This is a genomic window from Streptomyces sp. S.PNR 29, from assembly GCF_030386795.1.
Classification (GTDB): domain Bacteria; phylum Actinomycetota; class Actinomycetes; order Streptomycetales; family Streptomycetaceae; genus Streptomyces.
Genome location: NZ_JANUQM010000004.1, coordinates 279,119 through 305,488, shown reverse-complemented (window position 1 = coordinate 305,488; position 26,370 = coordinate 279,119). Strand labels below are relative to the sequence as shown.

The window sequence follows — 26,370 nt, the reverse complement described above, 5'->3', positions numbered from 1 at the left end:
GGCTCCGTTCGGTCGGCTCCTTGGCGGCTGCCCGACCAACGTATCCCGCGACGCCCTCGGGGAAACGGAGCGGTTACCTCTTGGCGTTCGCCCACTCGTGCTGGGCCGCCACGTCCGCCTTCACCTCGGCGAGCTGGACGGCGACCGCGCTCGGTGCCGTACCGCCGCGGCCGTTGCGGGAGGCGAGCGCGCCGGGGACGTCGAGGACGGTACGCACCTCGGGGGTGAGGTGCGTGGAGATCTTCGCGAACTGCTCGTCGGTCAGCTCGTCCAGCTCCTTGCCCTCGGCCTCGGCGGCCTTCACGCACTCGCCGGCGACCTCGTGCGCGACGCGGAACGGCACGCCCTGCTTGACCAGCCACTCGGCGATGTCGGTGGCGAGGGAGAACCCGGCCGGGGCCAGCTCCTCCATGCGCTCACGGTGCACGGTGAGGGTGGCCATCATGCCGGTGAAGGCCGGGAGCAGGATCTCCAGCTGGTCGATGGAGTCGAAGACCGGCTCCTTGTCCTCCTGGAGGTCGCGGTTGTACGCGAGCGGGAGGGCCTTGAGCGTGGTCATGAGCCCGGTGAGGTTGCCGATCAGGCGGCCCGACTTGCCGCGCGCCAGCTCGGCGATGTCCGGGTTCTTCTTCTGCGGCATGATCGACGAGCCCGTCGAGAACGCGTCGTGCAGGGTCACGAAGGAGAACTCCTTCGTGTTCCAGATGATGATCTCCTCGGCGATCCGGGAGACGTTCACGCCGATCATCGCGGTGATGAAGGCGAACTCGGCGACGAAGTCCCGGGAGGCCGTGCCGTCGATGGAGTTGCCGGCGCTGCCGTGCTCGAAGCCGAGCTCCTGGGCGACCGCCTCCGGGTCCAGGCCGAGGGAGGAGCCCGCGAGCGCGCCCGAGCCGTACGGAGACACGGCCGTCCGCTCGTCCCACTGGCGCAGGCGTTCGGCGTCCCGGGACAGCGACTGGACATGGGCCAGGACATGGTGGGCGAAGAGCACCGGCTGGGCGTGCTGGAGGTGGGTGCGGCCGGGCATCGCCACGTCCGGGTGCGCCTCGGCCAGGCCGATCAGCGCGTCCTGGAGGTCGGCGATCAGGCCGCCGATCGTACGGGCGTGGTCCCGCAGGTACATGCGGAAGAGGGTCGCCACCTGGTCGTTGCGCGACCGGCCGGCGCGGAGCTTGCCGCCGAGGTCGGGGCCGAGGCGCTCCAGCAGGCCGCGCTCCAGGGCGGTGTGGACGTCCTCGTCGGCGATGGTGCCCACGAAGGAGCCGTCGGCGACATCCGCTTCGAGCTGGTCCAGCCCGGCGATCATCCGGTTCAGCTCGTCCTCGGTGAGCAGGCCCGCCTTGTGCAGCACGCGCGCGTGCGCACGGGAACCGGCGATGTCGTAGGGCGCGAGCCGCCAGTCGAAGTGGACGGACGCGGACAGCTTCGCCAGGGCCTCGGCGGGACCGTCGGCGAAACGGCCGCCCCAGAGCCGTACGTCACCGCTGTTGCTGCTCACTTGCGTTGCTCCTAGAGAGATACGGATGTGCCGCCGCCTCCCCTCTCGTGCGCGAGCGGGGAGGCGGTTGTCAGGCTAGTGCGTGTGAGGTGACCGGTCGCGGTTACGCGAGGTCGCGCTTGGCGGCGATCTTCGACGAGAGGCTGTAGATGTCGATGAAGCCCTTGGCCGCGGCCTGGTCGAAGGTGTCGCCGGTGTCGTAGGTGGCGAGGTTGAAGTCGTACAGCGACGACTCGGAGCGCCGGCCGGTGACGACCGCGCGGCCGCCGTGCAGGGTCATCCGGATGTCGCCGGAGACGTGCTGGTTGGCCTCGTTGACGAAACCGTCCAGGGCGCGCTTGAGCGGGGAGAACCACAGGCCGTCGTAGACCAGCTCGCTCCAGCGCTGCTCGACCTGCCGCTTGTAGCGGGCGAGCTCGCGCTCGACGGTGACGTTCTCCAGCTCCTGGTGGGCGGTGATCAGGGCGATCGCGCCCGGAGCCTCGTACACCTCACGCGACTTGATGCCGACGAGCCGGTCCTCGACCATGTCGATCCGGCCGATGCCCTGGGCACCGGCGCGCTCGTTGAGCTGCTGGATGGCCTGGAGCACGGTGACGGGCTTGCCGTCGATGGCGACCGGGACGCCCTCCTTGAAGGTGATGACCACCTCGTCGGCCTCACGCTGGACGGCCGGGTTCTGGGTGTACTCGTAGATGTCCTCGATCGGGGCGTTCCAGATGTCCTCCAGGAAGCCGGTCTCGATGGCGCGGCCGAAGACGTTCTGGTCGATGGAGTACGGGGACTTCTTCGTGGTCGCGATCGGCAGGCCCTTCTCCTCGCAGAAGGCGATGGCCTTGTCGCGGGTCATGGCGTAGTCGCGGACCGGGGCGATGCACTTGAGGTCGGGGGCGAGGGCGACGATGCCGGCCTCGAAGCGGACCTGGTCGTTGCCCTTGCCGGTGCAGCCGTGGGCGACGGTGGTGGCGCCGTGCTTCTTGGCGGCGGCGACGAGGTGCTTGACGATCGTCGGCCGGGACAGCGCGGAGACCAGCGGGTAGCGGTCCATGTAGAGGGCGTTGGCCTTGATCGCCGGGAGGCAGTACTCCTCGGCGAACTCGTCCTTGGCGTCCGCGACCTCGGCCTCGACGGCACCGCAGGCGAGCGCGCGCTTGCGGATGACGTCCAGGTCCTCGCCGCCCTGGCCGACGTCCACGGCAACGGCGATGACCTCGGCGCCCGTCTCCTCGGCGATCCAGCCGATGGCGACGGAGGTGTCCAGACCGCCGGAGTAGGCGAGTACGACGCGCTCGGTCACGGGTTTCTCCTCACAGTGCATTCGCTGACATGCATGAGTATGCAGGAGTCCGCATGATTCGTCAATCAGGGGCGAGGGAGGGTCGGATTTCGGTCATGCCGTGAGCAGATCGAACAGCGGTTGAACGCGAGCAACCGCTTTCCCGTACCTCTCGCCGAACGCAGGCGCCGCGTTTGTAAAACAACGACCCCCCTGACCCGAGTGAGGCATCCGCATGTCCAGGGCTCTTCCGAAGTACAACAAGCGTCGCGTCGCGATCATCGGCGGCGCCGCCGCGGTGGCGCTGTCCGGCGCGGTGATCGCCGGTTCCGCCCTCGCCGGGGAATCGTCCAAGAGCAACGGCACGGACGCGAAGACGCTGGCGAGCCCCGGCACCATCACGTGTCCGGACGTCACCGACCAGCTGCCGGAGATCCCCGCCTCCGCGCAGGCCGAGGTCGACCGCAACCTCGCCCAGCTTCAGACCCAGATCGACGAAGCCAACAAGCGCCTCGTCGACACCGTCGGTCAGGGTGGCCCCAACTTCGTGCAGAACGCCATCCTCGGCCCGCTGGAGGACAAGCGCGTCGCCGCCCTCAACCGCATCGAGACCGCCATCGGCCGCGCCGCCGAGAAGCCGGAGGGCCTGGAGGCGTTCGCCGCCTGCACCCTCAACGCGGACGGCGCGGCCGGCGCGGGCGAGCAGGCGGGCACCGGTGAGGAGGCCGGAGCCGAGGCCGGCGCGGGCGAGGAGGCCGGCGCGGGCGCAGAGGCCGGAGCCGGGGCGGGCGCGGGCGCGGGCGAGGAGGCCGGTGCCGGAGCCGAGGCGGGCGCGGGTGGCGAGGCCGGCAACGCCGGGGCGGGCACCATCAGCTGCCCGGACGTCGCCTCCCAGCTGCCGGCGATCCCGGCCTCCGCGCAGGCCGAGGTCGACCGCAACCTGACGCTGCTGGACACGCAGGTCGCCGAGGCCAACAAGCGGCTCGTCGACACCGTCGGCCAGGGTGGCCCCAACTTCGTGCAGAACGCCATCCTCGGCCCGCTGGAGGACAAGCGCGTCTCCACCATCAACCGCATCGCCACCGCGATCGGCCGCACCGCCGAGCGCCCGGCCGGCCTGGACTCGCTGGCCGCCTGCACGCTCTCGAAGTGATGTGACAGACAGCCGTGGCCGCCCCGTTGGCACGCCGGCCGGGGCGGCCACCGCAACTCCCCGATTCCTTAGACAGGCAAAAGACATGCGCTCATAATCGTTAGACATGGGAAAGACTTACGAGCGCATAGACGGCAGACTCCGCACCTTCATCGAGTCCCAGCCCCTCTTCTTCACCGCCACCGCCCCCTTGTCCGCCGACGGCACGGTCAACCTCTCCCCCAAGGGCCTCAAGGGCTCCTTCGCGGTGCTCGACGAGCACACGGTGGCCTACCTCGACTTCGCCGGCTCCAACGCCGAGACGATCGCGCATCTGCGTGAGAACGGCCGGATCACCCTGATGTGGTGCGCCTTCCAGGGACCGCCGAACATCGTCCGCGTCCACGGCCGCGGTGAGCCGGTCTTCCGCGACGACCCGCGCTTCAGGGAACTGCTCCCCCACTTCCCGGACATCGACCCGACCCGGCACGGCCTGCGCGCGATCATCGTCGTGACGGCCGAACTGGTCCGCGACACCTGTGGATACGCGGTGCCCTTCATGACGTACGAGGCGGACCGTGACCTGCACGGCAAGCGCTTCGCACGCGAGGACGACGCCTCGCTGAGCGAGTACTTCACCAAGAAGGAGCACATCGCGAGCAGCCTGGACGGCCTACCCGGGCTGCCGTTGCCGCTGCCGCCCTCTACGGTCTGAACCATGCGCCCCGGTGTCCTCGCCCTCGCCTCCCTGTCCCTCCTGGTGCCCGGCGGCGGCCCGCCGTCCGAGCCGTTGCCGGCGCGGATGGCCGGCACCGGGGGCGGCACCCAGCTCATCACCGCCGTGGCCCCCCGGACCGCTTCGACGTCCGGCACCGTGACGTGGTGGGACCTCAGACGCGGGAGATGGGTCAAGGCCGGTTCCGCTCCGGCCTTCTTCGGAGCCGGGGGCCTGGTCGAGGGTGCCTCCCGCAGACAGGGCACCGGCACCACACCGACCGGGCTGTACGACCTGCCGTACGCCTTCGGCATCTCGGCGGCGCCGGGCGGGACGGCGTACAAGTACCGCCGGGTGCGCGCCACCTCCTGGTGGTGCCAGGACAACGACTCCCGCCGGTACAACCGGTGGACCGAGCCCCGGGCGGCGGACTGCCGGGCCGCCGAGGCCGAGCACCTGATCTCGTACGGAACGCGGTACGCGCACGCGATGGTCATCGGGTTCAACTACGAACGTCCGGTGCGGGGGCGCGGCGCCGGCATCTTCCTGCACGTCAGGGGCCGCGGTCCCACGTCCGGTTGCGTGTCCGTACCGCTGGACGCGATGCGGCGGATCCTGCGGTGGGCGGATCCGGGGGCGCGGCCGCATGTGGCCATCGGGACGGCGAGCGGGGCGACGGCGATCACGCGCTACTGAGGCGGTCTCAAAACCCACCGCCATGAGCATGCGTTACTGCCAGTCACACCGGCTCGCACCGGACTCGGCAGGACGCTGAACACTCTGAGGTCGCGGCACGTATCTGTGGGCCAAGGGTCCCGTACCCACGGAGGAACCGTGACCACCACGCTCGCCGGCGGCCGTGCCGCCCGCCGCCAGACGATGCGCCGCATCCGTCCGCGCCGCTCCCCGGCCGTCCCGTTGTTGCTCGCCGTAGGGGCGGGCGCGGCGGGCGTGCTGTGGCTGTGGTGGGACAACACGCCGTCCCTCGCGGACGACACCGCCAAGATCCTGGCGGCCGGCCGGATCACCGGCCTGCTCGCGGGCTACCTGATGGCACTCGTGGTGCTGCAGATGGCCCGGGTGCCCGCGCTGGAGCGGCGGGTGGGCTCGGACCGGGTCGCCCGCTGGCACGCGATGAGCGGTCGCTACACGCTCTGTCTGGTCATCGCCCACGTCTTCCTCACCATGTGGGGCTATGCCCTGCAGGCGGGCAAGACCCTCGGCGACATCGTCCAGCAGACCGTCGACTCCATCAACCAGCTGCCGGACATGGGCAAGGCGGCCATCGGCACCGGCCTGCTGTTCGTCATCGGGCTGCTCTCGATCGGCGGGGTGCGCCGCCTGATCGGGTACGACACCTGGTACCACGTGCACCTGCTCACCTACGCGGCGGTGTACCTGACGTTCTGGCACCAGATCACCACCGGCAACGAGTTCGCCGTCGAGCCCTCCGCCAAGACTTTCTGGTACGGGCTCTACGGGGTGGTGACGGCTCTGGTGGTCTGGTACCGGATCCTCACCCCGATCCGGCTGAACCTGCGGCACCGGATGCGCGTCGAGGCGGTCATCGAGGAGACGCCCGGCATCGTGTCGGTGCTCATCGGCGGGCGCAAGCTGCACCGCATCGGCGCGGAGGCCGGGCAGTTCTTCCGGTGGCGGTTCCTGGCGCCGGGCATGCGGTTCAGCTCCCACCCGTACTCGCTGTCGGCGCCGCCCCGCCCGGACATGCTGCGGATCACCGTGAAGGCGATCGGCGACCACACCGCCCGGCTGCGTGAGCTCACGCCCGGTACCAAGGTGTGGGCCGAGGGCCCGTACGGCGCGATGACCGCCCAGCGCCGCAGCCGCGGCAAGGTGCTGCTGGTCGCGGGCGGTGTCGGCATCACCCCGATGCGGACCCTCTTCGAGACGCTGCCCGGCGCGGCCGGTGACATCACGCTGCTCTACCGGGCCAACAGCACCCAGGACCTGGCCCTGTGGGACGAGCTGGCCAAGATCGCCGATGAGCGCGGCGCCCGGCTGATGTACGCGGTCAACAGCCCGGACGGGGAACGTCCGGACATCTCGGCCGAGCGGCTGCGCCAGAAGCTGCCGGACATCGACAAGCACGACGTCTTCATGTGCGGGCCGCCCGGGTTCGCGCAGCAGGTGTACGAGGCACTGCGCGGCGCCGGAGTCCCCGCCCGCCGCATCCACCACGAGTCGTTCGAGATGTGACGACCGGACATCGGGATCTTCGGGATCCTCGGGATCTTAGGGAATCAGGAGCTCAGGAGAGATGAGGAAGAGCCACCCCGTCCGGCGCGCCGTGCTCGCCACCGCCGCCACCGTGTCCGGGATCGTGCTGATGCTGTCGCTGAAGCCGGCGTCCGACCCGGCCTCCGCGCAGGCCGGTGGTGCGGCGCAGCCGCCCGTCGCGGGGCAGGAGGCTCCGCAGGGCGGCGCCCAGGCCGCCGCGAACGGCACGGTCACCGGGGACGCGGCCCAGACCCAGTACGGCGCCGTGCAGGTGCGTCTGACGGTCAGCGGCGGCAAGATCACCAAGGCGGAGACGGTCCAGGCGCCCAAGGGCGGACGCAGCGACCAGATCACCGCCGACGCCGTGCCCAAGCTCAACCAGGCGGCGGTCGCCGCGCAGAGCGCCGAGATCGACGCGGTGTCCGGGGCGACGTACACGAGCGCCGGATACAAGCAGTCCCTGCAGTCGGCGCTGGACAAGGCGCAGGCCGCCGGATCGGGAGCCGCTCAGGGCGCGCAGACCGTGACCGGCAGCGTGGCGCAGACGCAGTACGGGCCGGTCCAGGTCCGCATCACCGTCAGCGGCGGCAAGATCACCAAGGCGGAAGCGGTCCAGGCGCCCAAGGGCGGACGCAGCGACCAGATCACCCAGAACTCCGTACCCAAACTCAACCAGGCCGCCGTGGCCGCCGGAAACGCCGACATCGACGCCGTCTCCGGAGCGACCTACACCAGCGCCGGATACAAGCAGTCCCTCCAGTCCGCGCTGGACCAGGTGCAGGCCGCCGGCTCCGGTGCCTCCCAGGGCTCGGGGAACGCACAGGGTTCGGGTGACGCGCAGGCCGCCCGCACCGTGACCGGCAGCGTGGCGCAGACGCAGTACGGGCCGGTCCAGGTCCGCATCACCGTCAGCGGCGGCAAGATCACCAAGGCGGAAGCGGTCCAGGCACCCAAGGGCGGACGCAGCGACCAGATCACCCAGAACTCCGTACCCAAACTCAACCAGGCCGCCGTGGCCGCCGGAAACGCCGACATCGACGCCGTCTCCGGAGCGACCTACACCAGCGCCGGATACAAGCAGTCCCTCCAGTCCGCGCTGGACCAGGCCGGTGGCTGACACGGTGGCCGAATCCGCACAGGCTCCCGCCGCGGTACGTCACGCGGAGGAGGTGATGGGGACCGTCTTCTCCTTCGACGTCCGCGGCGGGGATCCCGTTGCCGTGCGGTCGGCGCTCGCGGAGGCGATCGCCGGACTGCACCGGGTCGACGAGGTGTTCAGCACCTACCGCGACGACAGCCAGGTCTCCCGGCTGGCGCGCGGTGAGCTGACCGTCGAGGACTGCGATCCCGAGGTCGCCGAGGTGCTGGAGCTGGGCGCCGAGGCCGAGCGGTTGAGCGACGGCTGGTTCAGCACGTCGTACGAGGGCCGCCTCGACCCGACCGGGATCGTCAAGGGCTGGTCCGCGGAACGCGCGGCCCGGCGGCTGGCGGCGGTGCCCGGAGTGACCGGCGTGAGCGTCAACGGCGGCGGCGACGTCCAGTTGCTCGGCACGCCGGGGCCGCAGCGGCCGTGGCGGGTGGGCGTGTCGGACCCGCTGAGGCCGGGTGGGCTGGCGGCGGTGGTCTCCGCGTCCGGCACCTCGGAGCTGGCCGTCGCCACATCCGGCACCGCCGAACGCGGCACCCACATCGTCGATCCCCGCACGGGCCGCTCCGCGGTCACCGACCTGCTGGCGGTCACGGTGGTCGGCCCTCGCCTGACGTGGGCGGACTGCTGGGCGACGGCAGCCTTCGCGATGGGGTCGAGGGAAGGGTTGCGGTGGCTGGAGTCGCTGCCGGACGTGGAGGCGCTGCTGATCACGGCGGGGGACGAGGTGCGGTGCACTGGGGGCCTGGCCGCCCGGTTGGGATGACCGGGCAGCCCACCGCCCCTCTCAGTGGCCGTTCTGCGCCAACCGCAGCAGATGATCGGCCAGGGCCTGCCCGCCCGTCGGCTCCCGGCTGATCAGCAGCAACGTGTCGTCACCGGCGATGGTCCCCAGGATGTCGTGCAGCTCGGCCTGGTCGATGGCCGACGCCAGGAACTGCGCGGCACCCGGCGGCGTCCGCAGCACCACCAGGTTCGCGGACGCCTCCGCGGAGATCAGCAGCTCCTGGGAGAGCCGCCGCATCCGCTCCTCCTTCGCCGATCCCCCCAGCGGTGCACGGGGGGTGCGGAAACCCCCCTCACTCGGCACCGCGTAGATCAGGTCGCCGTCGGTGTTGCGGATCTTCACCGCGTTCAGCTCGTCCAGGTCCCGGGAGAGCGTCGCCTGAGTGACGCTCAGCCCGTCGTCCGCGAGCAACTTCGCCAGTTGGCTCTGCGAGCGCACCGGCTGCCGGTTGAGGATGTCCACGATCCGGCGGTGGCGGGCGGTGCGCGTCTGCGGCACGGCCGGGCCGGCGTGCTGCTCGTGGTCCTGCGCCTGGCTCATCGTCGTCTCATTCTCCGGATCGTCCGTCCCCGTCGGCCTCGGCGGCCTTGTCAAGGATGCCGGGCAGTGCCCCGAGGAAGGCGTCCACCGCGTCGTCGCCGAGGGTCAGCGGCGGCATCAGCCGTACGACATCGGGGGCGGGCGCGTTCACGAGGAAACCGGCGTCCTGAGCCGTCTGCTGCACCTTCGGTGCGAGCGGCCCGGTGAGCACGATACCGAGGAGAAGGCCCGCTCCCCGGACATGACCGATCAACGCGTGGCCCAGGGATTCGATCCCGTCACGCAGCTTCTCGCTCTGCCGCTTGACGTTCTCCAGCAGCCCCTCGGACTCGATCGTGTCCAGCACGGCCAGCCCCGCGGCGCAGACGACCGGATTCCCGCCGAAAGTCGTGCCGTGATGCCCGGGCCGGAGCAGCTCCGCGGCCCGTCCGAAGGCGACGGTCGCGCCGAGGGGCAGCCCGCCGCCGAGGCCCTTGGCGAGGGTGACGACGTCCGGCAGGACGCCCTCGTGGGCCTGGTACTCGAACCAGTGCCCGGTGCGGCCGATGCCCGTCTGCACCTCGTCCAGGACCAGCAGCGCACCCGCGTTGGCGGTGATGGCGCGCGCGGCCTTCAGATAGCCCGCCGGGGGCACGACGACCCCGTTCTCGCCCTGGATCGGCTCGATGACGACGAGGGCCGTCTCCTCGGTGACCGCGGCGGCCAGCGCCTGTGCGTCCCCGTACGGCACGTGCGTGACGTCGCCGGGCAGCGGCAGGAACGGCTCCTGCTTGCCGGGCTGCCCGGTCAGCGCGAGGGCGCCCATCGTACGGCCGTGGAAGCCGCCCTGGGTGGCGACCATGTGCGTCCGCCCGGTCAGCCGGCCGATCTTGAACGCGCCCTCGTTGGCCTCGGCACCGGAGTTGCAGAAGTACACCTTGCCGTCGCGGCCGAAGAGCTGGAGCAGCCGCTCGGCGAGTGCGACGGGCGGCTCGGCGATGAACAGGTTGGAGACGTGGCCCAGCGACGCCATCTGCCGGCTGACCGCCTCGACGACCGCCGGGTGGGCGTGCCCGAGGGCGTTGACCGCGATGCCGCCGACGAAGTCGAGGTACTCGTTGCCGTCGGCGTCCCACAGCCGGGCGCCCTCACCGCGTACCAGGGGCAGGCGGGGGGTGCCGTAGTTGTTCATGAGTGCGCCCTGCCATCGGGCGGTCAGTTCCTGGTTGCTCACGACGCCCCCTGTTCGTCGGGCACGACCATCGTGCCGATGCCCTCGTCGGTGAAGATCTCCAGCAGGATGGAGTGCTGGACCCGGCCGTCGATGACGCGGGCGGTGTTCACGCCGTTGCGCACGGCGTGCAGACAGCCCTCCATCTTCGGCACCATGCCGGAGGACAGCTCCGGCAGCAGCTTCTCCAGCTGGGAAGCGGTGAGGCGGCTGATCACCTCGTCGCTGTTCGGCCAGTCCTCGTAGAGGCCCTCGACGTCCGTGAGGACCATGAGGGTTTCGGCGCCCAGTGCAGCAGCGAGTGCCGCAGCCGCCGTATCAGCATTGACGTTGTAGACATGTCCGTCGTCCTGGGAACGGGCGATCGACGAGACGACCGGGATCCGGCCGTCGGCGAGCAGTGCCTCGATCGCGCCCGTGTCGATGTCGGTGATCTCGCCCACCCGCCCGATGTCGACCAACTCGCCGTCGATCTCGGGCTGGTGCCTGGTGGCGGTGATGGTGTGCGCGTCCTCGCCGGTGAGGCCCACGGCGAGCGGGCCGTGCTGGTTGAGCAGCCCGACCAGCTCACGCTGCACCTGTCCGGCCAGCACCATGCGGACGACGTCCATGGCGTCCTCGGTGGTGACCCTGAGGCCCGCCTTGAACTCGCTGACGATGCCGTGCCTGTCGAGGGCGGCGCTGATCTGCGGGCCGCCGCCGTGCACGACGACGGGCTTGAGGCCGGCGTGGTGCAGGAACACCACGTCCTGTGCGAAGGCGGCCTTCAGCTCCTCGTCGACCATGGCGTTGCCGCCGAACTTGATGACGACGGTCTTGCCGTTGTGCCGGACCAGCCAGGGCAGCGCCTCGATGAGGATCTGCGCCTTGGGCAGTGCGGTGTGTTTACGCGTAGTGCTCATGAGGAGTAGGCGCTGTTCTCGTGGACGTAGTCGGAGGTGAGGTCGTTGGTCCAGATCGTGGCGGTCTCCTGGCCGGCGGCCAGGTCGGCGACGATGTGCACCTCGCGGTAGCGCATGTCGACGAGTTCGCGGTCCTCTCCGAAGGAGCCGTTCTTGCAGACCCAGACGCCGTTGATGGCGACGTTCAGCTGGTCGGGCTCGAAGGCGGCGGAGGTCGTGCCGATGGCGGACAGCACGCGGCCCCAGTTGGGGTCCTCGCCGTGGATGGCGCACTTGAGGAGGTTGTTGCGGGCGATGGAGCGGCCCACCTCGACGGCGTCCGCTTCGGTGGCGGCGCCCACGACCTCGACCTTGATGTCCTTGCTGGCGCCCTCGGCGTCGCGGATCAGCTGCTGGCCGAGGTCGTCGCAGACGGCCCGTACGGCCTCGGCGAACTCCTCGTACTCCGGGACGACTTCCGAGGCTCCCGAGGCGAGCAGCAGCACGGTGTCGTTGGTGGACATGCAGCCGTCGGAGTCGACGCGGTCGAAGGTGACCCGGGTGGCGGCGCGCAGGGCCTTGTCCAGCACCTCGCTGTCGAGGTCGGCGTCGGTGGTGAGGACGACGAGCATGGTCGCGAGGCCGGGGGCGAGCATGCCGGCGCCCTTGGCCATGCCGCCGACGGTCCAGCCGTCCTTGGTGACGACGGACGTCTTGTGGACGGTGTCGGTCGTCTTGATGGCGATGGCGGCCTTCTCGCCGCCGTGCTCGGAGAGCTGGGCGGCGGCGGTCTCGACGCCCGGCAGCAGCTTGTCCATGGGCAGGAGCACGCCGATGAGGCCGGTGGAGCAGACGGCGACCTCGATGGCACCCCGCCCGAGCACCTCGGCGGCCTTCTCGGCGGTGGCGTGGGTGTCCTGGAAACCCTTGGGGCCGGTACAGGCGTTGGCGCCCCCGGAGTTGAGGACGACGGCGGACACCTGGCCGCTCTTGAGGACCTGCTCGGACCACAGCACCGGAGCGGCCTTGACGCGGTTGGAGGTGAAGACGCCCGCGGCGGCGCGGCGGGGGCCGTTGTTGACCACGAGGGCCAGGTCGGGGTTGCCGTTCTCCTTGATTCCGGCGGCGATGCCCGCCGCCGTGAATCCCTTCGCTGCCGTCACGCTCACGGCGCAACTCCGATCGTCGTCAGTCCGGTGGTCTCGTCGAGACCCAGGGCGATGTTCATGCTCTGGACGGCACCGCCCGCGGTGCCCTTGGTGAGGTTGTCGATGGCGCTGATCGCGATGATCCGTCCCGCGGCGGCGTCGTACCCGACCTGCACCTGAACGGCGTTGGAACCGTAGACGGACGCCGTGGCGGGCCACTGCCCCTCGGGAAGGAGGTGCACAAACGGTTCGCCGGTGAAGGCCTTCTCGTACGCGGCGCGGACGGAGTCGGCGGTGACGCCTTCACGAGCCTTCGCACTGCACGTGGCGAGGATGCCCCGGGGCATCGGCGCGAGGGTCGGTGTGAAGGAGACGGAGACGGTCTCACCGGCGGCCGCGCTGAGGTTCTGGATCATCTCGGGCGTGTGCCGGTGGACGCCGCCCACCCCGTACGGCGACATGGAGCCCATGACCTCGCTGCCCAGCAGGTGGGGCTTGGGCGCCTTGCCCGCGCCGGAGGTGCCGGAGGCGGCGACGATGACGGCCTCGGTCTCGGCGATGCCCGCCGCGTACGCCGGGAAGAGTGCCAGCGACACGGCGGTCGGGTAGCAGCCGGGCACCGCGATGCGCCTGGACCCCTCCAGCGCAGCGCGGCCGCCCGGCAGTTCGGGGAGGCCGTAGGGCCAGGTGCCGGCGTGCGGGGAGCCGTAGAACTTCTCCCAGTCGGCGGCGTTTGTGAGCCGGAAGTCGGCGCCCATGTCGATCACGAGCACGTCCGGCCCGAGCCGCTCGGCGACGGCGGCGGACTGCCCGTGCGGCAGCGCGAGGAAGACGACGTCGTGCCCGGCGAGGACGTCCGGGGTGGTCTCCTCAAGGACCCGGTCGGCCAGCGGCAGCAGGTGCGGCTGGAGCGCGCCGAGCTTCTGTCCCGCGTTGGAGTTGCCGGTCAGGGCACCGATCTCGACCTCGGGGTGCGCCAGGAGCAGACGCAGCAGTTCCCCGCCCGCGTATCCACTCGCTCCGGCCACTGCCGCACGTACCGCCATGGAACCTCCTCCTAGATGGCATGACTATACGTTTCCATGCACGTTTATGCAATCCATGTCGGCAGGTCGCGGGGAGGAGCCAGGGACGCGGAACGGGCCCCGCGCGGGCTCTCTCGGCGGTCCGCGCGGTCGCGTTCGACAATGATCTCCATGACACCGATCACCGGCCTGGACCTGACCGGCTTCACCGCGCGTGAGCCCGGCGTGTGGACCGACGAGCGAGGACTCGTCCTGTCGGTCCACTTCTTTCCCCTCGTACCGGACCTTCCGGCCTCACTGGAGGACCCCGACCGGCTCCGGTCCGGTCTCGCGCGGGGTGCGGCCGGGGCGGGCGGGGGGCTCATCGAGGCGGTGCTCGGGGCCGTGGACGGTGTGCCCGCGGTCCGGCAGTTGATCAAGGTGCCGCGGCCGAACGGCCACGGCCAGGTCTTTCTCGGGTCCTGGACGGTCCCGCGGGCCGGCTGCAGCACGGTCCTGAAGGTGCAGGCCGCCGAGGGCGCGACCACCGGGATGCGCGAGGCGATGGTCATGGCGCAGGTGGGCCCGGCCGGCTATTTCCGGCAGCACCCGTACGCACCCGGCCTGAGCGGCGGCCTGCCGTACCACGTGGGAGACCACGAGCAGTGGGACCCGCAGTTCCCCGACCACCCGCTCACCCTCGTCCGCGAGGCCCTTGAGCGGATCACACCGACCGTCACGCTCGACGACCGGTTCAAGGTCCTCCCGCCCTTCCGGACGTGAGACGCGCGCGGGCTGCCGCCCTGGTGGACGGCAGCCCGCGGATCCGGTCCCGACGGTTACCTCTGCTTGATCCGCAGGAAGGTGACGGAGTTGGCCGGGAAGGTGTACGTGAACTTGGCGCCGACCCCCGAGAAGGTCGACGTCACCGGCGTGACCGGAGTGTCCGTCTCGGTGTTCACCGCGCCCTGGTCGGCGGCCAGGGTGGTGACCCGGGCCGTGTCGGCGACCTTGGCGCCGCAGAGGTCGATCGCGGTACGGGCCGCCGCGTCCTGGGCGTTGACGACCTTGACGATCAGGTCACCGGTCCGGGCGTCCTCGGTGACGACCTGCCGGAACGGCTCGGCCGGCTTGTTGTCGGTGAAGCTGCCCCACTCCTTGCCGTCGAGGTAGAGGGTCACCTGGCGGCCGCGCACCTTGATGTCGATGTCGTAGGCGCGGCCCGTCTCGATCGACCCGGCCTTGGTGATCAGCGTTCCCTTGCCGCCGTCCACGGCCTGCTCGACGGCGGACTGGGTGTTGTTCCAGCCGCCCAGGTTCCACCAGTAGTAGTTGCCGGTGTCCTTGACGCCGAAGGCGACGAGGAAGCCCTCCTTGCCGGACTTCTTGGTGGCCTTCACATGCAGGTCGTAGTCGTGCCAGGACGGGTCGCCGGCCTGGACCATGGTGTTCTCGGCGGCGGCGTCCGTCTGGACGTACTGGCCGTCCTGGATGCTCCAGCTGCCGCCCCCGGTGTGGGTCCACCGGGAGGCGTCACCGGAGAAGTCGTCGCTGAGCAGCGTCGAGCCGTCCGCGGCGGTCACCTTCACGTCGTCGTACGCCGCGCTGGTCGCCCACGTCGACAGGCCGACGGCACCGGTGATGGGGCCGCTGACGTTCGGCGTGGTGGTCGCCTTCGACGGGACCACGCGTTCGCCGACGTTGTTCATGAAGAGCTTCTGGACCTCGTAGTTCGTCGAGTTCCAGGAGGCGCGGTTGTTGAACCAGATCAGGTCCGGCCGCCACTGCACGTAGTCCTCGTTGGCGAGCAGCGGTGCGTACGAGGCGAGCTTGACGACGTCCGCGTTGCGCTCCAGGCCGGTCATGAAGGCGGCCTCGGAGAGGGCGTTCTTCCAGGCGTTGCCCTGGGAGGCGTACTCGCCGAGGAAGACCTTCGGGCCGTTCCTGTCGTAGGAGTCGTAGCGGTCGTTGTTCTGAAGGAACCACTGCGGGTTGTTGTAGTAGTGCTCGTCGACCATGTCGACCTTGGCGTCCCGGTTGAGCTGCCAGGCCGTGTCGAAGGTCGTGCCGGAGTCGTCCGGGCCGGAGTTGGAGATGACGGTGATGTCCGGGTACTTGGCCTCGATGGCGGCCCGGAACTGCTGGAAGCGGGCGAAGAACTCCTTCGGGAGGTTCTCCTCGTTGCCGACCTCGATATGGGTGAGGTGGAAGGGCTTGGGGTGGCCCATCTGTGCGCGCACCTTGCCCCACTTCGACGTCGCCGGCCCATTGGCGAACTCGATGAGGTCGAGGGTGTCCTGGATGTGCCGCTTGAGCAGGGCGTCGTCGTCGGTGGCCTTGTTCTGTCCGCAGCCGGTCACCAGGGCCGGGACGACGGGCAGCGGCATGGCGCCGATGTCCTCGGAGAAGCGGAAGTACTCGTAGTAGCCGATGCCGTAACTCTGGTTGTAGCCCCAGAAGTTGGCGTTGGTGGCGCGCTCCTCGACCGGGCCGATGGTGTCCTTCCACTGGTAGGAGCGTTTGCGCTGCCAGCCGGAGGCCTCGCTGTAGTCCTGCATGGAGCCGGTGTTGACCAGGCAGCCGCCGGGGAAGCGCACGAAGCCCGGGTGCAGGGCGGCGATCTTCTCGGCGAGGTCCTTGCGCAGGCCGTTCGGCTGGTTCTTGTAGGTGTCGCGCGGGAACAGCGACACCATGTCGAGGGCCGCCGCGTCCGTGGCGGCGACGGCGAGGCGGCCGCGGTTGCTGGTGCGGGTCGCGGTGAAGGTGGCCTTGTACTTGGCCCAGCCGCCCTTGACGGCCACCTGGCGGGCGGTCGCCAGCGTGCCCGCGGCGTCCTTCAGCGTGACGGTGAGGGTGGTGCCGCCCTCGGCGCGGGCCCACACCGAGAAGTCGTACCTCTTGCCCTGCTCGACGCGGATGCCGGTGTTGTATCCGGCGTTCGTCACGGACGAACCGGCGCCCAGGGAGAGGTAGTTGCGGTTGCGCTCGTTGAGTCGCCCGCCGTCGTTCACGACCTGGGCCGTGCCGTCGACCGTCCAGGAGGTCAGCGGTGTGTACGAGCCGTTGTCGGCGGTGGAGTACTCGAAGGACCGGTTCTGCACGAGTTCGGCGTACAGACCGCCGTCCGCGGCACGGTTGATGTCCTCGAAGAAGACGCCGTACATGGTGTCGTCGATGGTCGCGCCCTTGGCGCCCGGGTCGACGGCGATCGAGTAGTCGGTGGTGGCGTCGGCGTGCGCGGGGGCCGGGGTGAGTCCGGCGGCCAGCAGGAAGGCGCTTGCACCCAGGCCGAATCTCAGGCGGGTGCGTGTGGTGCGTGACATGGGTACTCCGCGGCTCGTAATCGTTCGAGATGTCGGACAACGGTCAGCACTTCGAACGGCAAGATAGGGAGGTGGATCAAGAGCGTCAATGGGTCCCGCAGCAGTGAAAGTGTCGGAAGTGAGGGACAGATGGGCGGGTTCTGGCCGGTACCCGACGTACTGACGTACCTGGCGGGGAGCTGGCGGGTCGAGCGGTCCGTGCGGGATCTGGCGAGCGGAGAGGAAGGGGCGTTCTCCGGTACGACGGTTTTCGGCCCACTGGCGGAAGGCGGGCTGCTGCACGAGGAGTCCGGGACGTTCACCTGGCAGGGCGTCGGCCGGCCCGCCGAGCGGACCCTGCGTTTCCTGCCGGGGAGTCCCCCGGGGACGGCGGACGTGCGCTTCGCCGACGGACGGCCCTTCCACGACCTGGACCTGACCTCGGGGCACCACGTCTGCGACCACCCCTGCGCGGCGGACCTCTACCGCGGCGCGTTCACCGCCCTCGACGGGGACCACTGGCGGACGGTGTGGCGCGTGCGCGGTCCGGCCAAGGACCTCCTCCTCACCACCGACTACGCCCGCGCGGGCTGAGACACCGCGTCGAAGCGAAGGTTCCAGCGGCCCGCGCGGCCGGTGACGGTGGTGGTGGACAGGGGGCGGATGTCGATGTTCCAGTACGACGAGGGCGGCGCCTTCAGGGCGTACACCAGCGCGGCGCGGATCACGGACGGCTCCGCCACGGCGACGATGCGGCCGCCGTCCTCGACGGGCCGCGTGTCGAGCCAGCCGCCGACGCGGGTGACGAAGTCCCGCAGCGACTCCCCGCCGTGCGGCGTGGACCGCGGATCGGCGAGCCAGGCGTCCACCGCCTGAGGCTCACGGGCCATCGCCTCGCCGAGTGTCAGCCCCCGCCAGCGGCCCATGTCGCAGTCCCGCAGGGCGAGTTGCACCAGCGGCGCGTAACCGAGGGCCTCCCCGGTGGCGCGGCTGCGGGGTGTCGGCGAGCAGTAGCGCAGCTCCGCCGCCGCGAGCGGCAGCAGATCGCGGGCGACGCGCAGCACCTCGTCCCAGCCCGCCTGATCCAGCGGCCGGTCGTCCTCGAAGCGCTCCGCGAGCAGCGGAGAGCTGCGCGCGGCCGCGACGAACGTGACCCGAAGCGACATGCGGCGATCGTGAGCCGAGGAAGTGCGCAGGTCAAGAGGTGTTGCACGGGAGTTACCCAGGGTGCGCCGAACCTTACTCACTAGCCGGGCCTTCGGGGCATTGTCAGTGGCGGCTGCCATGCTGCGCACATGACTGCTGTGACGACCGCCGCCGACTACGCATGGCTGGACGTGGAGTATCCGGCGCTGATGGAGGCCTACTGCCTCACACTGGTCCGGGACATCACGCCCGAGAGACTGCTCCAGGAGCTCGGCGCCGAGCCCCGGACGCGGATCACCGGGGTGGACGGGCTGTGCGAGCCGTCGTACGAGTCGTGGGACGGCCACGACGGCGAGCGGCTCTTCGTCGGCGTGACCGCCGTCGGCGGCTGGACGCTGATGGTCGAGTACAACGGCTACCTGGGCATCCGGCACGCGGCCATGATCCCCGTCTCCCGCGGCCGCCGGGTGGTCTCCCATTTCCGCAACGTCAACGCGGTGGACCACTTCTACTGGTTCGAGGACGGCGACGTCCGCCTCCACTTCGAGCCGCTCTTCGCCTGCGCCCGCGACGGCAGTCACGCCGACGGTCTCCTCACCGAGATGCGGGAGTCGGGCTTCGACCTCAGCGACGGCGACGACCGCGACTACTCGGAACACACCGAGGCCGCCTTCGCCCTGGCCCACCGACTGACGGGCATACGCCTGACGCCGCAGCTCCTCGCCTCCGCGGAGTTCCTCTGCGGTGTCGCCCCGGTGCCCGAGCGCTAGGCAGTTCGGAGCACCTCGTCACAGGCCGTGCGCAGCCGTCGTACCCCTTCCGTGAGCTCCCCGGCGCCCGCCACCGCCGCGAAGCTCAACCGGATGTGCGCGGCGGGGGGCTCGGCGCTGAAGTACGGGCGTCCCGGTGTGATCGCGACGCCCGCGCGCAGGGCGGCCGCCGTCAGGGCGGCCTCTCCCCCGGCGCCGTCGGGCAGGCGCAGCCACAGGTGGTAGCCGCCGGGCGGGATGTGCGGCAGGGCGAGTTCCGGGAGGTCGAGCCGGAGCGCCGCCGTCACGGTGTCGCGGCGGCTCTTCAGCTCCTTCGAGATCGTGCGCAGGTGGCGGTGCCAGGCGGGTGAACCGACGAGTTCGAGCGCGGCCTCCTGCAGCGGCCGGGGCACGAAGAAGGTGTCGACGACCTGGATGGCCCGCAGCCGCTCCAGCACCGGACCGCGGGCGGCCAGGGCGCCCACCCGGAAACTGGGCGAGGCCGCCTTGGTCAGCGAGCAGACGTGGACGACGACGCCGTCGGGGTCCTCGGCGGCGAGCGGGCGCGGCAGCGGGCCCGCGTCCTCGTGCACCAACCACCGTGCGAAGTCGTCCTCGACGACGAACGCCCCGGCCTCGCGCGCGATCCGCAGCACCTCGCCGCGCCGCTCGGGGGCGAGCACGGCGCCGGTCGGGTTCTGGAACAGCGGCTGGCAGACGAAGACCCGGGCACCGGTCGCCCGGAACGCGCCGGCGAGCAGTGCCGGTTTCACACCGTCCGCGTCCACGGGCACGGGCACGGGCCGCAGCCCGGCCGCCCGCGCGATCGCCAGCATGCCCGGGTAGGTGGGCGACTCGACGAGGACGGGAGCGCCGGGCGGGGCGAGGGCCCGCAGGGCGGTGGTGAGCGCGGACTGGCCGCCGGCGGTGACCAGCACCTCGGCGGCCGTGACGCTCCCTCCGGGCCCGCCGATGCTCCGGGCGAACCACTCCCGCAGCTCCGCCAGCCCCTCCATGGGCGGCCGCCCCCAGGCGCCGGGCCGGCGTCCCGCCCGGGACAGCGCCGCCGCCATCGCCCGCTCCGGCTGCAGCGAGGGGTGCAGATAGCCGCCGTTGAACTCGATGACGCCGGGCGAGGGGGCGGCCAGCGAGACCAGGACACCGGAGGCGTCCACCGAGCGCGGTACGAGGTCCGCGGCGCCGTCCGCGCTCAGGGCGATCTCCTGCCAGGAGGTGTCCCCGATGTCCCCGGCGGCGGCATGGGGCTGCGCGCGGAACGCGCCGGCGCCGGGCCGGGTGACCACGAGCCCCTCGGCGGTCAGCTGGGCCAGGGCACGCGAGACGGTCACCGGGCTGACCCGGAAGCGCTCGACCAGAGCTCGACTCGACGGGAGCTTTCCACCCGGTGAGTAGCGGTCCAGCTCCCGCCGCAGCTGATTCGCGAGCTCACCCACACTGCTACGCTCTTGCATGAGAACACAGAGTAGCGCTACTACCGCGCCCGGGATAGCAGTCACCACCCCCGACCGGGAGCGTCCCGCCCCAGGCGCCCTCCAGGCCGCCCTGGGCGTCACCGCCTTCTCCCTCACCTTCCCCGCCACCGCCTGGGGCCTGGAGGGCTTCGGCCCCTGGTCCCTCGTCGCCGTGCGCAGCGTCCTCGCCGCAGTGATCGCGGGCACCTGTCTGCTGGCGCTGCGCGTGCCGCTGCCCGGCCGCCGCCACTGGGCGGGCATCGCCGTGGTCCTCGCCGGTGTGGTTCTCGGCTTCCCGCTGCTCACCACGCTCGCCCTGGAGACGTCCTCGACCGCGCACGCCGCCGTGGTGGTCGGCCTGCTGCCCCTGACGACCGCGCTCCTGTCCGCCCTGCGCGTCGGCGCCCGCCCCTCCCGCACCTTCTGGGCGGCCGCGCTGGCGGGTGCCGCGGCGGTGCTCGCCTTCACCGTGCAGCAGAGCGGCGGCGCGCTGACCACCGCCGACCTGTATCTGTTCGCGGCGCTGCTGGCGTGCGCGGCCGGCTACACCGAGGGCGGCCGGCTGGCCCGGGTCATGCCGGGCTGGCAGGTCATCGGCTGGGCGCTGGTGCTGGGTCTGCCGCTCACCGTGCCGGCCTCCGCGCTCGCCCTGGCGTACGAGCCCGTGCGGCTGACCGCGCACAGCGTGACCGGGTTGCTGTGGGTGGCGGCGGGCTCGCAGTTCCTCGGCCTGGTCGTGTGGTACCGGGGCATGGCGGCGATCGGCATCCCGAAGGCCAGCCAGTTGCAGTTGGCCCAGCCCCTGCTCACACTGGTGTGGTCGGTGCTGCTGCTGGGCGAGCACCTGACGGTGGCCGCTCCGCTCACGGCCACGGCGGTGCTCGTCTGCATCGCCGTGACCCAGCGGACCCGAGGCTGAGGTGAGGAGGCCCCAGATGCGTGCAACCGTGGGCGACCAGCTTGTCCAGCACGGCAGGGTGGTCGGTCAACATGACAAGGTCGGCGAGATCGTCGAAGTGATGGGCCAGGAAGGCAACCCCCCGTACCGCGTCCGCTTCGAGGACGGGCACGAGGGCGTGTGCTCCCCCGGCCCCGACACCGAGATCCGCCACAAGGAGACGCGACCCTAGATCAGCGCGGGGGCACCGCCGGCTGCCGGTAGTGGTCGGCGACCACCCGCGCCATCGCGCCGATCGGGTCCGCCGCGACGTCCTGGGCGGCGAAGAAGACGTGCCCGCGCACCTCCGCGTGGTTCCGGGCCAGCGTGAGGTGCCGGGACAGCTCGGCCGGGTCCTGCCAGGCGGCGGCCTGGGCCGGGTCACCGGCCTTGTACAGCGCCTCACCCAGGTACAGGCTGGTCCGGCTGCCCCGCGCCACCTCCGCCCACCAGGAGACCAGCTCGTCGTAGTCGGCGGCGTCGAACCCGATGTGCCAGTACAGCTGCGGGACGATGTAGTCGATCCAGCCCTCGCGGACCCATCTGCGGGTGTCCGCGTACAGGTCGTCGTACGTCTGCACACCCGCCCGGGTGTCCGAGCCGAACGGGTCGGTGGCCTCGTTGCGCCACACGCCGAACGGGCTGATGCCGAACTGGGTGCCGGGCCGGATCCGCTCGATGCGGGCCGCCGTCTCGCGCACCAGCCGGTCGATGTTGTCCCGCCGCCAGTCGGCCCGTCGCGCGAAGCCGCCGCCGTGGTCGGCGTAGGCCGCGTCGTCGTCGAAGGTCTGGCCCGCGACGGGATACGGGTAGAAGTAGTCGTCGAAGTGCACCGCGTCGACCGGGTACTGCCGCACCGCGTCGAGCATCGCGTCCTGCACGAAGGCACGGACCTCGGGCAGGCCGGGGTTGTAGTACAGCTTCCCGCCGTACGTCACCACCCACTCCGGGTGCTTGCGGGCGGGATGGGTGGCGACCAGCCGCGTGGGGTCCGCGTGGCTCGCGACCCGGTACGGGTTGAACCAGGCGTGCAGCTCCAGGCCACGGGCGTGGGCCTCCTCCACGGCCGTACCCAGCGGGTCCCAGCCCGGGGACGCGCCCTGGGTTCCGGTGAGGTACTGCGACCACGGCTCGAAGGACGAGGGCCACAGCGCGTCGGCCGTCGGCCGCACCTGCAGGATCACCGTGTTCAGGCGGTTCTGCGCCGCCCGGTCGAGGTGGGCGATCAGCTCGGCGCGCTGCTCCGCCGCGGGCAGCCCCGGCCGGGAAGGCCAGTCGCGGTTCGCCACGGTCGCCACCCACACACCCCGCATCTCGGTGACCGCGCGCCGGCGCCCCGGCCTGGCCGACGCCTGCGGCGCCATGGTCAGGGCCGACAACGCGGCCAGCGCGAACGCCCGACGTGACACTTGGCCCATCTGCAACATCTCCTGCACAAGCCGCGGAACCGCGCCGTCACGGATCCTCTCGGCGGTGAGGATGCCCCACCCCCGCGATCGATCATCGATACTTGGGAGTAACGTGCACGAACGGAGCAGGCACCGGACCACGGAAGGACCTGCCGCCAGCCGTAGATCAGCGAAAGGGACGATGTGACAGACATCGAGCGCGTCGGAGTGGTGGGCTGCGGCCAGATGGGGGCGGGCATCGCCGAGGTGTGCGCCCGCGCCGGCCTGGACGTGATGGTCGCCGAGACCACCGGCGAGGCCCTGGAGATCGGCCGGACCCGGCTGTTCAACTCCCTGGCCAAGGCTGCCGAGCGCGGCAAGATCACCGAGGAGGAGCGGGAGGCGACGCAGACGCGGCTGAGCTTCACCACCGACCTCGGCGAGTTCGCCGACCGTGACCTGGTGATCGAGGCCGTCGTCGAGAACGAGCAGGTCAAGACGGAGATCTTCCAGGTGCTCGACCACGTCGTGACCCGGCCGGACGCGATCCTGGCCTCCAACACCTCCTCGATCCCGCTGGTGAAGCTGGCGGTCGCCACCTCGCGGCCCGACCAGGTCATCGGGATCCACTTCTTCAACCCGGCTCCGGTGCAGCAGCTCGTCGAGCTGATCCCCGCGCTCACCACCTCCGAGGGCACGCTGGGCCGGGCCCAGCTCTTCACCGAGAAGGTGCTCGGCAAGCACTCCATCCGCGCCCAGGACCGTTCCGGGTTCGTGGTCAACGCGCTGCTGATCCCCTACCTGCTCTCCGCGATCCGGATGTTCGAGACGGGCATCGCCAGCCGCGAGGACATCGACAACGGCATGGAGATGGGCTGCGCCCACCCGATGGGCCCGCTGAAGCTGTCCGACCTGATCGGGCTGGACACCGTCGCCTCCGTGGCGCAGAGCATGTACGAGGAGTACAAGGAGCCGCTCTACGCCGCTCCCCCGCTGCTGCAGCGCATGGTCGACGCGGGCCGGCTGGGCCGGAAGACGGGCTCCGGGTTCTACACGTACGGCTGACCCGGCAGGGCAACGGGTGCGGCCGGAACCCGCGGCATGCGCTCCGGGTACCCACGGCTGATTACGGACGGTCAGATTTCGGCCATGCACGGGCCCGGCACCGGGAAAGGTGCCGGGCCCGCGGCATTCACACACCGTGTGCGCGCCGGGCACGCATATGCCCTGCGCACACGCTCCCCACGCGCCCACCAGGCGAGTTGACTCACTCTGCGCACGCAAGGGATGTGAATCGACTACGGAAAGGAGCGGACTTGTGACCGCCGATCCCGAGCATCCCGTCGTCCATGGAGAACTCGCAGAGTTACGACGCCGCCTCGACGTGGCATACGCCCGCGTCGAAGGCGGTCTGGCCCTGCTCAGCCATCGCACCGAGGAGACAGCCAAGGAGATCGACGAGCTCAACTCCCGCATCGTCACCCTGGAACACGCCCGCTGGCCGCTGCCCGCGATCGCGGCCCTCACGGCCGTGGGCGCACTCGTCGTGGCGGTCTGGCAGGCGTTCGGCCGTTAGGGCTCCGGACGGACGCGGTGGGGGGATCAGGGCAAAGTGTCCTGCCCGAGCCTGAGGTGATGCAGCAGCAGTAACGCGGCCGCCATGTTGGCGGCCGGGACCTCGCCGCGGGCGACCATGTCGGGGACGAGCTTGAGGGGGACCCATTCCCGGCGGTCCGACTCGAAGTCGTCCACGGGGTGTCCGACGTAGTCGCCTTCGTCGGCCCAGTAGATGTGGTGCCGGGCGTCGGTGAGCCCGTTGGACGGCTCCACGCTCATCAGGTGGTGCAGGGGTCCCGGTCGCCAGCCGGTCTCCTCCTCCAGTTCCCTGGCGGCCGCACGGGCGATGTCCTCGCCGTCCTCGACGACGCCCGCCGCGAGTTCCCATCCCCAACTGTCGGTGATGAAGCGGTGGCGCCACAGGAGGAGGACCTCGTTGGCCTCGTTGACCACCGTGGCCACGGCGACGGGCCGCAGCCGTATGAGGAAGTGGTCGAGGTGCCGGCCGTCCGGCAGCTCGACATCCGCGAGATTGACGCTGAACCAGCGGTTTGAGTACACAGTCTGTTCGTTCTGTTTCGTCCACTGCACGGTTCTGCCACCTTCCGCCGAGTAGAGATGGCAATATCGCAGCAGGAGCGGGTCTGACAGCAGGCGCACGGCGGCCGCTCACAGCGCAGCGGGAGGCAGACGTCCCCGTCAGCGGGCGTCCGGGGTCACAGTGGTACGCGCAGTGCTCCGTCGATGAGTTCGGCCGCCTCGGCGGTGCCGGCGCAGCCGCTGCGTGCGAGGTGCTCGCGTACCGCCCGCAGTCTGTCGCGGAGCCGCTGGGACTCCATTCCCCGGGCCTGCTCGGCCATCTGCACAGCGGTGGCCACCGCCTTGTCGGCATTGCCCTGCCGCAGTTCGATCGTGCTGAGCATGGCGAGCCGGTGCACCCGTCCGCGGTCGTGCGCGGGATTGTCCACGGCGGCCGCGGCGTGCTCCTCCGCCGCCGCCAGTTCGCCGAGGCTGAGCAGAGCCTCCGCCACCTGGACGTTGACCAGTCCCGGCTGGACATAGCCGGTCTCGTCGGGTTCGTATCCGCGCCGGATGCGTTCGGCGGCCTGCTCGGCCCGCCGGATGCAGGACAGCGCGCTCGTGCCGTCGCCGAGGTGGGCGTAGGCCTTGGCCTGCATCGCGTACAGGTCGGAGGCGAGCGCCGGGGTGATGTGCCGCCCGGCGGCGCGCAGGGCGGCCTCCGCGAAGGCGACGGCCTGCCGGTACTCCCGCATGAACAGCGACTGGTTGACCAGCAGGGCGATCACATAGGCGCCCAGCCCCCGGTCCCCGCTGGCCTTGGCGAGCCTGAGCGCCTGGTGGAAGTAGCGCTGGGCGAGACCGTGCGCGTCGGAGTCGTACGCGCAGATCCCGGCGATCGCCACCAACCCGCCCGTGGCCCGGTGCAGTTGGCGCCCGGTGGCGTCGGTGTAGCCGCCGCGCAGCAGCGGGGCGGCCTCGGCGTTGAGGAAGCCGACGATACGGGCGCGGGTCGCTATGCCACCGGCCTTGCGGTACATCTGCTCGTAGTGGGTCCGGGCGGCCCGCAGCATGTCCAGGTCGGCCGCGGTGACCCGGTGCCGGCCGCCGCGGGAGACGTCCACGTCCTCGGGCGGGTTCTCCCACTCCCACACGGGCATGACGGCGGGCGTCCCGGTGAGCGCGGGCGCGCCCAGGATGTGCGGGCGCTGCTGCTGGTCGGAGCGCCACAGCGCGGTGGCGCGCTCGACGAAGCCGGACAGCGAGCCGGCGTGCGGGGCGGAGGGCTCGCCGGGCACGCCGAGGCCGATGTCGTCGAGGGTGACCGGCCGGTGCAGACGGACCGCGAGCACCTCGCAGATCAGGTCGGGCACTTGGCCGCGGGGTCGCTGCCCCTTCAACCACCGCGCTACGGCGGTGTGTTCGTATCTGAGGGCGAGACCTCGTCTGCGCCCGGCCTGGTTGACGTGCGCGGCCAGTCCCGCGTGCGAGATCCCGGCCTCGTCCAGGATCGCGTCGAGCAGAGTGTTGGGCTGCATTCGGGCCCCCCGGGTGGCTCGGTGCCGACAGCGTAGTGCGAAGGCGTTCACACGGGGTGTGAACGGAGTGCCCGAATCCGCACTGTGTGCGCGCTGTCGCGCAGAGTTTCCGGCCGGTTGACTGAAATGCCTCGCAAGAGGCCGGCCGGGCCGTCGGCTCCCCCTCGTACAGTGCGGCGGCCC

At 71.0% G+C, this 26,370-nt stretch carries 26 protein-coding genes; 13 read left to right on the top strand and 13 right to left on the bottom strand.

Translation table 11 applies throughout. The features are described 5' to 3' along the window. Positions 1 to 73: 73 nt before the first annotated feature. Both argH and NW895_RS13840 read right to left on the bottom strand, forming a co-directional pair. Positions 74 to 1,501, bottom strand: coding sequence for an argininosuccinate lyase (gene argH, locus NW895_RS13845; RefSeq protein WP_289935788.1), 1,428 nt, complete (start codon positions 1,499 to 1,501; stop codon positions 74 to 76). A 103-nt stretch (positions 1,502 to 1,604) separates the two neighbouring features. After that, positions 1,605 to 2,798 carry an argininosuccinate synthase gene (locus NW895_RS13840; protein WP_289935787.1) on the bottom strand — a complete coding sequence of 398 codons (1,194 nt, stop codon included), beginning with the start codon at positions 2,796 to 2,798 and terminating at the stop codon, positions 1,605 to 1,607. Positions 2,799 to 3,012: 214 nt separating this feature from the next. Here NW895_RS13840 and NW895_RS13835 point away from each other — a divergent pair, with 214 nt between their 5' ends. The 6 genes from NW895_RS13835 (at position 3,013) to NW895_RS13810 (ending at position 8,775) form a co-directional block, all read left to right on the top strand. Beyond that, complete coding sequence (locus NW895_RS13835; RefSeq protein WP_289935786.1) at positions 3,013 to 3,930, top strand: hypothetical protein; 918 nt, start codon at positions 3,013 to 3,015, stop codon at positions 3,928 to 3,930. A gap of 106 nt (positions 3,931 to 4,036) precedes the next feature. After that, positions 4,037 to 4,624 carry a pyridoxamine 5'-phosphate oxidase family protein gene (locus tag NW895_RS13830; protein ID WP_289935785.1) on the top strand — a complete coding sequence of 196 codons (588 nt, stop codon included), beginning with the start codon at positions 4,037 to 4,039 and terminating at the stop codon, positions 4,622 to 4,624. A 3-nt stretch (positions 4,625 to 4,627) separates the two neighbouring features. Beyond that, a complete protein-coding gene (locus NW895_RS13825; protein WP_289935784.1) occupies positions 4,628 to 5,320 on the top strand; it encodes a L,D-transpeptidase family protein in 693 nt (230 codons plus the stop codon). A gap of 138 nt (positions 5,321 to 5,458) precedes the next feature. Further along, positions 5,459 to 6,841, top strand: a complete 1,383-nt coding sequence (locus NW895_RS13820; RefSeq protein WP_289935783.1) for a ferredoxin reductase family protein — start codon at positions 5,459 to 5,461, stop codon at positions 6,839 to 6,841. A gap of 61 nt (positions 6,842 to 6,902) precedes the next feature. Beyond that, entirely contained in the window at positions 6,903 to 7,979 is a 1,077-nt protein-coding gene (locus NW895_RS13815; protein WP_289935782.1) for an FMN-binding protein, read from the top strand. Then, positions 7,972 to 8,775 (top strand): FAD:protein FMN transferase, encoded by an 804-nt coding sequence (locus NW895_RS13810; RefSeq protein WP_289935781.1) that lies wholly within the window; start codon positions 7,972 to 7,974, stop codon positions 8,773 to 8,775. Before NW895_RS13815 ends, NW895_RS13810 begins: the two co-directional genes overlap by 8 nt. Positions 8,776 to 8,796: 21 nt before the next feature. On the opposite strand, the gene NW895_RS13805 is transcribed toward NW895_RS13810, so the two are convergent. Genes NW895_RS13805 through argC form a run of 5 tightly spaced genes read right to left on the bottom strand, consistent with a single transcriptional unit; the run spans position 8,797 to position 13,621 of the window. Then, the gene (locus tag NW895_RS13805) at positions 8,797 to 9,336 is read right to left on the bottom strand and encodes an arginine repressor (RefSeq protein ID WP_289935780.1); all 540 of its coding nucleotides are present in this window, start codon (positions 9,334 to 9,336) and stop codon (positions 8,797 to 8,799) included. 7 nt (positions 9,337 to 9,343) lie between these two features. Beyond that, positions 9,344 to 10,549, bottom strand: a complete 1,206-nt coding sequence (locus NW895_RS13800) for an acetylornithine transaminase (RefSeq protein WP_289935779.1) — start codon at positions 10,547 to 10,549, stop codon at positions 9,344 to 9,346. Continuing rightward, positions 10,546 to 11,448, bottom strand: a complete 903-nt coding sequence (gene argB / locus NW895_RS13795) for an acetylglutamate kinase (protein WP_289935778.1) — start codon at positions 11,446 to 11,448, stop codon at positions 10,546 to 10,548. The genes NW895_RS13800 and argB overlap by 4 nt, the downstream gene beginning before the upstream one ends. Then, on the bottom strand, positions 11,445 to 12,596 hold the full coding sequence (argJ, locus tag NW895_RS13790; RefSeq protein ID WP_289935777.1) for a bifunctional glutamate N-acetyltransferase/amino-acid acetyltransferase ArgJ: 1,152 nt from the start codon (positions 12,594 to 12,596) through the stop codon (positions 11,445 to 11,447). Before argJ ends, argB begins: the two co-directional genes overlap by 4 nt. Next, positions 12,593 to 13,621, bottom strand: coding sequence for an N-acetyl-gamma-glutamyl-phosphate reductase (gene argC / locus NW895_RS13785; RefSeq protein ID WP_289935776.1), 1,029 nt, complete (start codon positions 13,619 to 13,621; stop codon positions 12,593 to 12,595). Before argC ends, argJ begins: the two co-directional genes overlap by 4 nt. Before the next feature lie 150 nt (positions 13,622 to 13,771). Here argC and NW895_RS13780 point away from each other — a divergent pair, with 150 nt between their 5' ends. Further along, positions 13,772 to 14,362 (top strand): hypothetical protein, encoded by a 591-nt coding sequence (locus NW895_RS13780; protein WP_289935775.1) that lies wholly within the window; start codon positions 13,772 to 13,774, stop codon positions 14,360 to 14,362. Between the two features lie 56 nt (positions 14,363 to 14,418). Here the strand turns inward: NW895_RS13780 and NW895_RS13775 are convergent, their stop codons facing one another. Further along, positions 14,419 to 16,902: an alpha-L-arabinofuranosidase C-terminal domain-containing protein gene (locus NW895_RS13775; RefSeq protein ID WP_289935774.1), complete on the bottom strand. Its 2,484-nt coding sequence runs from the start codon at positions 16,900 to 16,902 to the stop codon at positions 14,419 to 14,421. Between the two features lie 129 nt (positions 16,903 to 17,031). Here NW895_RS13775 and NW895_RS13770 point away from each other — a divergent pair, with 129 nt between their 5' ends. Continuing rightward, the gene (locus tag NW895_RS13770) at positions 17,032 to 17,475 is read left to right on the top strand and encodes a DUF6314 family protein (RefSeq protein ID WP_289935773.1); all 444 of its coding nucleotides are present in this window, start codon (positions 17,032 to 17,034) and stop codon (positions 17,473 to 17,475) included. On the opposite strand, the gene NW895_RS13765 is transcribed toward NW895_RS13770, so the two are convergent. Then, complete coding sequence (locus tag NW895_RS13765) at positions 17,457 to 18,047, bottom strand: histidine phosphatase family protein (protein ID WP_289935772.1); 591 nt, start codon at positions 18,045 to 18,047, stop codon at positions 17,457 to 17,459. The genes NW895_RS13770 and NW895_RS13765 overlap by 19 nt on opposite strands. 129 nt (positions 18,048 to 18,176) lie before the next feature. On the opposite strand from NW895_RS13765, the gene NW895_RS13760 reads away from it, so the two are divergent. Then, positions 18,177 to 18,797 carry a DUF6461 domain-containing protein gene (locus tag NW895_RS13760; RefSeq protein WP_289935771.1) on the top strand — a complete coding sequence of 207 codons (621 nt, stop codon included), beginning with the start codon at positions 18,177 to 18,179 and terminating at the stop codon, positions 18,795 to 18,797. On the opposite strand, the gene NW895_RS13755 is transcribed toward NW895_RS13760, so the two are convergent. Then, positions 18,794 to 20,248, bottom strand: coding sequence for a PLP-dependent aminotransferase family protein (locus NW895_RS13755; RefSeq protein ID WP_289935770.1), 1,455 nt, complete (start codon positions 20,246 to 20,248; stop codon positions 18,794 to 18,796). The two genes, NW895_RS13760 and NW895_RS13755, sit on opposite strands and share 4 nt — an antisense overlap. On the opposite strand from NW895_RS13755, the gene NW895_RS13750 reads away from it, so the two are divergent. Both NW895_RS13750 and NW895_RS13745 read left to right on the top strand, forming a co-directional pair. Then, positions 20,247 to 21,167, top strand: a complete 921-nt coding sequence (locus tag NW895_RS13750; protein ID WP_289935769.1) for a DMT family transporter — start codon at positions 20,247 to 20,249, stop codon at positions 21,165 to 21,167. The genes NW895_RS13755 and NW895_RS13750 overlap by 2 nt on opposite strands. Before the next feature lie 16 nt (positions 21,168 to 21,183). Further along, positions 21,184 to 21,378, top strand: a complete 195-nt coding sequence (locus NW895_RS13745) for a DUF1918 domain-containing protein (RefSeq protein WP_289935768.1) — start codon at positions 21,184 to 21,186, stop codon at positions 21,376 to 21,378. Position 21,379: 1 nt separating this feature from the next. On the opposite strand, the gene NW895_RS13740 is transcribed toward NW895_RS13745, so the two are convergent. Beyond that, the gene (locus NW895_RS13740) at positions 21,380 to 22,603 is read right to left on the bottom strand and encodes a family 10 glycosylhydrolase (RefSeq protein WP_289935767.1); all 1,224 of its coding nucleotides are present in this window, start codon (positions 22,601 to 22,603) and stop codon (positions 21,380 to 21,382) included. Between the two features lie 174 nt (positions 22,604 to 22,777). Between NW895_RS13740 and NW895_RS13735 the strand changes: the two genes are divergently transcribed. Together NW895_RS13735 and NW895_RS13730 are read left to right on the top strand one after the other, a co-directional pair. Further along, positions 22,778 to 23,638 carry a 3-hydroxybutyryl-CoA dehydrogenase gene (locus NW895_RS13735; protein WP_289935766.1) on the top strand — a complete coding sequence of 287 codons (861 nt, stop codon included), beginning with the start codon at positions 22,778 to 22,780 and terminating at the stop codon, positions 23,636 to 23,638. Positions 23,639 to 23,891: 253 nt separating this feature from the next. Continuing rightward, positions 23,892 to 24,149, top strand: coding sequence for a hypothetical protein (locus NW895_RS13730; RefSeq protein WP_289935765.1), 258 nt, complete (start codon positions 23,892 to 23,894; stop codon positions 24,147 to 24,149). 26 nt (positions 24,150 to 24,175) lie between these two features. On the opposite strand, the gene NW895_RS13725 is transcribed toward NW895_RS13730, so the two are convergent. Further along, the gene (locus NW895_RS13725; protein ID WP_289935764.1) at positions 24,176 to 24,721 is read right to left on the bottom strand and encodes an NUDIX hydrolase; all 546 of its coding nucleotides are present in this window, start codon (positions 24,719 to 24,721) and stop codon (positions 24,176 to 24,178) included. Between the two features lie 125 nt (positions 24,722 to 24,846). After that, positions 24,847 to 26,187, bottom strand: coding sequence for a transcriptional regulator (locus NW895_RS13720; protein ID WP_289935763.1), 1,341 nt, complete (start codon positions 26,185 to 26,187; stop codon positions 24,847 to 24,849). Positions 26,188 to 26,370 lie beyond the last annotated feature (183 nt).